The organism is Planococcus sp. ISL-110 (genome assembly GCF_018613575.1).
Classification (GTDB): Bacteria; Bacillota; Bacilli; order Bacillales_A; family Planococcaceae; genus Planococcus.
Window position 1 is genome coordinate 37,376 of the sequence record NZ_JAGGPX010000002.1, and the last position, 6,257, is coordinate 43,632.

The 6,257-nt window shown below is 45.6% G+C and carries 4 protein-coding genes; 2 read left to right on the forward strand and 2 right to left on the reverse strand.

Annotation, left to right across the window (positions count from 1 at the left end):
- The first annotated feature begins 185 nt into the window (after nucleotides 1-185).
- On the forward strand, nucleotides 186-992 hold the full coding sequence (locus J7I83_RS00210) for a cobalamin-binding protein (RefSeq protein ID WP_215098673.1): 807 nt from the start codon (nucleotides 186-188) through the stop codon (nucleotides 990-992).
- 99 nt (nucleotides 993-1,091) lie between these two features.
- Here J7I83_RS00210 and J7I83_RS00215 read toward each other — a convergent pair whose 3' ends face one another.
- A complete protein-coding gene (locus J7I83_RS00215) occupies nucleotides 1,092-1,673 on the reverse strand; it encodes a general stress protein (RefSeq protein WP_215098674.1) in 582 nt (193 codons plus the stop codon).
- A gap of 151 nt (nucleotides 1,674-1,824) precedes the next feature.
- On the reverse strand, nucleotides 1,825-3,090 hold the full coding sequence (tyrS, locus tag J7I83_RS00220) for a tyrosine--tRNA ligase (protein WP_215098675.1): 1,266 nt from the start codon (nucleotides 3,088-3,090) through the stop codon (nucleotides 1,825-1,827).
- Nucleotides 3,091-3,467: 377 nt separating this feature from the next.
- Here tyrS and J7I83_RS00225 point away from each other — a divergent pair.
- Nucleotides 3,468-6,257, forward strand: a 2,790-nt coding sequence (locus J7I83_RS00225) for a transglycosylase domain-containing protein (RefSeq protein WP_215098676.1), incomplete at its 3' end; no start/stop codon positions are given.

Below are 6,257 nucleotides of genomic sequence, written 5' to 3' on the forward strand. Positions count from 1 at the left end.
ACTTACTCATTTTTGTATATATTACACTATTATTGACCTGATTTTCATGAAATTTTATATAGGAAATGACTTTTAATACAGCAGCTTACAGCCAGCTTTATCATACTTTGTTTAAACTGTTTCATCAATTGGGAAGAACGTTTTCTTTAGACATGGTAAACTGGAAAAAATGGAGGTGGAGCTGGATGCGAATTATTTCAATTTGCCCAAGCAATACGGAATTGCTGGCATTCCTGGATGCCGAACATCTACTGGTCGGCATTGATGATTATTCTGATTGGCCAAAACAAATCACGGCATTGCCACGACTGGGGCCTGATTTGTCAATCCGGATGGATGAACTGGAAGCATTAAAACCCGATTTGGTTCTGGCATCATTGAGTGTACCGGGAATGGAAAAAAACCTTGATGAACTGGTTCGAAGAAAAATACCGCATCTTGTGTTGAATCCCCAAACACTGGAGGAAGTCGGACTGGATCTCTTGAAAGTGGCTGATGCCTGTGGAATAGACGCCACAGCTGTCCACACTGAATACCTGGATGTGATCGAAGACATCAAAAGGCGCGGCGAACAGGCGACGACTCGGCCTGCTTTGTACTGGGAATGGTGGCCCAAGCCAGTCTTCACTCCTGGAAATATCAACTGGCTGACACAGATCAGCAGCCTGATCGGCGCCCGTAACTTGTTTGATGATACCGATTCTGCCAATATCCAAACAGATTGGGCAGATGTGCTGAAACGGCAGCCTGACTATATCCTCCTTGCCTGGGTCGGCATTTTAACCGCCAAAGTAAAACCGGAGCTTGTCAAAAAACGCCCCGGCTGGAATGAAATGAAAGCTATTGACCAAATTCATGTCATGGAAGAAGAACTGTATTGCCGCCCTTCTCCCCGACTGATTGAAGGAGCCATCCGCCTGGGGAAACTGATTCATCCTGAAGAATTTGAAGATATGGAACTGCCGCGCTTCATTAAAGAAAAGCAAATTTAAATGTTGAAAAGCAAATGCTGCTGCTAGAAGGCGCGTGCCACTTTAATGCCAGTCAAAAAAGCCATCCCGTTTAGGATGGCTTTTTTCTATGCGATAGCTTTACAGGCCGGCTTGTCCGCGGCGACTGCCTCGTAACGGCTCATTATCAAAATCGCTTTGGTCACCCCTTATCGTTGTGGTCTTTTCATTTCCGATTAGGGGATCACGCTCTCCGATGAAGGTATCCCGATCATTGCGGTCTGGTATTGAACTTCGGTCTTCCTCGACCAGCACCAATATTTTTCCTTCATTAAAATGTGTTTCATACATTTCCGCTTCATCGTCCGGTATCCCGAGTCCGATAAGGGCTCCGGCGAGTCCACCTACCCCCGCTCCCGCAGCAGCACCTGTCAAGCCGGCTGCTATTGGCCCCGCTGCAATGATAGGGCCGATGCCTGGAATGGCCAGTGCTCCAATTCCAGCTAAAACTCCGCCAATGCCACCAAGCGCTCCGCCAGTTAATGCACCAGTAGCTGCACCTTCTCCTGCATGTGTTCCAGTTTCTTCAGTAATGGTTTCTGTTTCCTTCTTATCTTTACTTAATACGGAAATGTCTTCGCTATTATAGCCTTTTTGCTGTAAATCTTCGATTGCCTGAATGGCTTCGTTTTCAGTATCGTATGATCCAATTACTCTTGACATTTCTAACGCCTCCTAGAAGTTTTAGTAAAGTCAATCGCCGTTCATTCCTCATGTTACCCTCTCTAAATCCGCGTAAACGTGAATCTCTTATTTTCCCTGAGTATACAAAAAAGACAGCCTTTTGAAGAACGGCTGTCTTTTTGAAGGCTGTCTATTGAAATTGCACCATGTGGTATTTCTTTTTGCCGCGGCGGATAATGGCAAAGGCATCTTCCAACCGATCTTTTTCATCGACGACATATTCCAGATCGACCACTTTTTCGCCATTCACAGAAATCGCGCCGTTGGTGACGTCTTCACGAGCCTGTCTTTTCGATGAAGAGATTCCAGCTTCCACAATCAAGTCGACAATGGATTTGTTTTCTTTCGCCATTTCCACTGACGGAACGTCCTTGAAGGCGGCTTTCATCTCTTCTGCGGATAAGGCTTTCAGGTCACCGCTGAACAAGGCTTTTGTAATGCGCTGTGCATCGGCAAGCGCCTCTTCACCGTGAATCAATTTGGTCATTTCTTCTGCCAGCGTTTTTTGCGATTTCCGCAAATGCGCTTCAGTTTCCACTGCTGCTTCCAACGCTTCAATCTCTTCACGGCTGATAAATGTGAAGATTTTCAAGTACTTGATAACATCAGCATCTGCTGCGTTGATCCAAAACTGGTAAAATTCATAAGGTGTCGTCTTTTTCGGGTCCAGCCAGACAGCACCACCGGCTGATTTGCCGAATTTCGTGCCATCTGCTTTTGTGACAAGCGGGATCGTGATACCGAATGCTTTTGATTCTTCATCATGCGTTTTACGGATCATTTCAAGTCCAGAGGTAATATTGCCCCACTGATCGGATCCGCCAATCTGAATACGGCAATTGTGCTGATTGTACAGATGATTAAAGTCAATTGCCTGAATCAGCGTATAGGAGAATTCAGTAAACGAAATGCCTGTCTCTAACCGCGAAGCAACTGAATCTTTGGCCAGCATGTAATTGACCGAAATCAATTTGCCGTAATCGCGAAGAAATTCGATGACACTCATCTTACCGATCCAGTCGCGGTTGTTGACCATTTTTGCCCCATTCTCGGATTGGAAATCGAAGATCTGTTCCATCTGCACCTTGATGCCTTCAACATTGCGGTCAATTTGTTCAGTTGTCTGCAGCTGGCGCTCTTCGTTCCGGCCTGAAGGATCACCGATCATACCGGTAGCTCCCCCGACTAATAAAATCGGCTGGTGGCCGTGCATTTGAAAGCGGCGCAGCGTCAGCAATGGAACAATATGCCCAATGTGCATGCTGTCTGCCGTCGGATCCACTCCGCAATATAAGGAGATTTTCTGTTCATCCAGCAGTTTTTCCATTCCTTCTTCATCAGTCTGTTGGTATAATAGACCGCGCCATTGTAAATCTTGAATCAATTCGTTAGCCATTCCAATTCCTCCTTAATATTAAAAACGCTGAGCGCGATGAAAAACCACATAAAAAAGCCCCTGCATGAAAAATCCATGCAGGGACGCGATTGCGCGGTACCACCCAGCTTGGAGAAATAAATCTCCCTCTCATCATGTGCCGAACGGGGCACTTCCGTAAACTCCAAACCTGTAATTCGATACATGCATTTTGACCGGTTCGCACCACCCACCGGCTCTCTAAAACAAAATTGCACGACCTACTTCGGATCCTTCGACGTTTTGAATATGAATATGAAATATACTAGTAGTTTACTTTATTATTCGATATTGTCAATAAGTTTAGATGCAATTATAGGAATATGATATAATATAAAGGATTTTAGGAGGGCGATAACGTGCGTGAAAAATTAAGAATTTGGATAAGCAAGGCTGAAGAAACAACCGATAGATGGACCTCAAAAAAATGGTTCACACGGCTGAGCATTACGTCAGGGGTCATTTGGAATTTGGCATTGATTCTGGCGATTGTTCTCGTAACAGGCGGAGTTTTCGCCGCATCTGTCGGAGCAGGCTATTTTGCATCACTGGTGGATGAACAAGAACTCCGTACCGAAGACGAAATGCTAAGTGAAATATACAGCTTTGAAGAAACTTCTGAACTGTATTTTGACAACGAAGTCTATCTCGGAAAACTGCAGACCGATTTGGAGCGCGAGGTTACAACATTGGATAATGTTTCAACCTATGCAAAAGATGCTGTTCTTGCCACTGAGGATGAATACTTCCTTGAACACGAAGGAATCGTGCCAAAAGCGATTCTTCGCGGCCTTTTCCAGGATGTCTCGAATTCAGACAACCAGACAGGCGGTTCAACATTAACACAGCAATTGATCAAAAATCAGATTTTAACAAATGAAGTATCCTATGAGCGAAAAGCAAAAGAAATATTGCTTGCAATGCGTTTGGAAAAATTCATGACAAAAAGCGAAATCATGCAAGCTTACTTGAATATTGTGCCCTACGGCAGAATTTCTTCCGGCGCCCATATCGCTGGTATCGAAACGGCTTCAAAAGGGATGTTCAATGTATCAGCCAGCGAACTGAACCTGGCACAGGCAGCTTTTATTGCCGGTATCCCGAAAGCTCCCTATAGTTATACCCCCTATGCAGAAGGCGGCAAACTAAAAGATGAAGCGGGATTGATACCGGGTCTTGACCGGATGAAAACCGTTCTTTACCGAATGAAGGAAACTGAGTACATCACCCAGCAGGAATACGATGAAGCCATCGCTTACGATATTGTGGCTGATTTCCGCCAGAACGAATCACGTTCTTATTCCGATTTCCCATTTGTCACTGTCGAAATAGAGAAACGGGCATCCCGGATCATCATGGATATATTAGCGGAAAAAAATGGAATTGACCCTAAAACACTGGAAGAAAACGACAAACTTTATGAAGAGTATGCAATTCTTGCAGATCGGGCAGTTCGTTCAAACGGCTACCGGATCCATTCCACAATCGACAAAGAAGTCTACGTGGCACAGGAAGCAGCACAAAAATCCTATGAATCCTACGGCACTACTGTAGGCGGCACAGGATTCAATGACGCTGGTGAAGTTGTCGACAAGCAATTCCCAGTTCAAGTCGGCAGCATTATGATCGAAAACGGCACTGGACGCATCATCAGTTTCGTAGGAGGCCGCGATCATGAAACTGAGAACTTGAACCATGCCACTTCAGCCTACCGTTCGATGGGCTCTACCGTAAAACCTTTATTGGTCTACGGACCCGCTATCGAGTTCGGACAAATTGGCGCTGGATCCCCTCTTGTCGATGTGAAGTTCGAACACATGGATAACAATAACATGTGGAGTCCTACAAACTTTATTTCAACAAGTGAACAGGGAATCATGCCGGCACGTGACGCATTGGCACAATCACAAAACTTGCCAACCCTTCGGCTATTTGCCCAGATCCAACAGCAAATGCCAATCCAGTATATAATGAACGCTGGATTTTCACGGATCGAAGAAAAAGAAAACGATAATTACGCTTCTGCTCTAGGCGGAGGAATTGAAGCTTCAATCGAGGAAATTACCAATGGTTATGCAATGATTGGAAATAGCGGCGAATACGTCGAGACGACTATGATTGATAAAATTGAAGACGCAGACGGCAACATTATTTATGAACATAAGGCAGAGTCAAAAGCAGTGTTTACGCCACCTACTGCTTATGTGCTGACAGATATGCTGCGGGATGTCTTTAATACCGACCGAGGAACGGCTAACCGTGCAAATGGATTATTGAAATTCAATTCCGATTTTGCCGGAAAAACAGGTACTACCCAAAGCACAAAGGATGTCTGGTTAATCGGCTATAACCCGAATGTGACCATGGGCGTATGGCTTGGCTATGATTCCGAGGAGTTCACGCTGTCACGGTTCGAAAACCGCGATTTGCCAGCTTCCATGCGCGTCAACCAATTATGGGCTCGTTTAATGAATGCCAGTTACGATGTCAGCCCTGAGCTGGTTGGAACTTCAGAGGAATTCAAACAGCCTGATGGAGTTGTCACGAAATCATTTTGCGGAATCTCCGGCTTAGCGCCAGGTGGTGCCTGCGAGGAAGCTGGACTGATACGTTCAGACTTGTTTAACGCTGAAGCAATGACTCCAACAGAAAAAGATGATAGCTTAACAAGTGGCTCGTTTACTACGATTAACGCCAAACGCTATGCCGCTTTATCGAATACACCAAGTGAGTTTACCTCTGGCGGTGGCATCAGTGTTTCGCAAAAATACATCGATCGCATGATGGCTCCGTTCGGCGGAGACGCCGGCAAGCTGTTCCCTGGCAACTCGAAATTTTCGAAAGTTGCATCAGGAGACACTTTCGAGGCTGATAACACAGCTCCAGGAGGTGTGCGGGCTGCCATTAGCAACAATACCATCACTTGGACCAATTCCGGTTCGAACGATGTAGTCGGATACCGGATTTATAGAGGCGATTCACGTGTCGCCTCTATCTCAGAAGCGAAAAGCAATTCGTATTCCGCCTCTGGTCCTGGAAGCTATACGGTAGTGGCCGTGGACATTACAGGAAGGCAATCTGCGGCTTCAAACAAAGTCAGCATCGCTGCACCAAAGCCTGAACCAAAGCCTGAACCAAAACCTGAACCA